The organism is Streptomyces milbemycinicus, assembly GCF_002154605.1.
GTDB classification, from domain to species: domain Bacteria; phylum Actinomycetota; class Actinomycetes; order Streptomycetales; family Streptomycetaceae; genus Streptomyces; species Streptomyces milbemycinicus.
Genome location: NZ_MUNE01001046.1, coordinates 1 through 778 on the forward strand (window position 1 = coordinate 1; position 778 = coordinate 778).

General features: G+C 67.9%; 1 protein-coding gene. It reads left to right on the top strand.

The annotated features are described in order from the left end of the window. The first annotated feature begins 49 nt into the window (after window positions 1-49). Complete coding sequence (locus CCN51_RS50790) at window positions 50-604, top strand: GH25 family lysozyme (protein ID WP_014176247.1); 555 nt, start codon at window positions 50-52, stop codon at window positions 602-604. The last annotated feature ends 174 nt before the right edge of the window (window positions 605-778 follow it).

Here is a 778-nt window from a genome sequence, read left to right on the forward strand (position 1 = left end):
CCCCGCTCCCCTCCCCCTCGACTCCTTCTCTCTCCCCAAGGCAGGCAGCATGCTGCGCGGCATCGACGTCAGCTCACACCAGACCTCCTTCGACCCGGACGGGCTCGCCTTCGTCTTCGTCAAGGCGACCGAGGGCCGCTCGTACATCAACCCACGCCAGTCCTCACAGGCGGCCCGCGCCCGCGAGGCGGGGTGCGTGCTCGGCTTCTACCACTTCCTGTGGCCGGGCAATATCGCGGCGCAGGCCAGCTATTTCGTAGAGAAGTGCGCATCCCAGTCGCATGATCTGCTCGCCGTGGACTGGGAGACCACATCCGAGGGCACCCACGCGAGCAACGCCGAGAAGGACCGGTTCATACGAGAGGTCAAAAAGCTCCGCCCCGGGCACCGGGTGCTGCTCTACTGCAACCGCACCTACTGGCTGAACGCCGACACCACGTCGTACGCCGGGGACGGGCTGTGGATCGCCGACTACGTGGAGGCGGGCAAACCGCGCATCAAGGCGACCTGGCGGATCCACCAGTACGCCGAGCGCCCGCTGGACAAGAACGTGGCGCGCTTCGACAGCAAGGCCGACCTGCGCGCCTGGGCCCGCAAGGAGTAGCACGGCGGACGTAGCACGGGCGGCGTAGCGCTGTCAGTGGGTGGGCCTACCCTTCCGGTATGAGCTACGCAGACCTGCGCGAACTCCGCAGCGCGCTCACCACCGCGTCGGACATCGCCTTCTCCCTGGACGCCACACCCTCGGGCCAGGAGACCGAGCTGCTGACCGACGCCC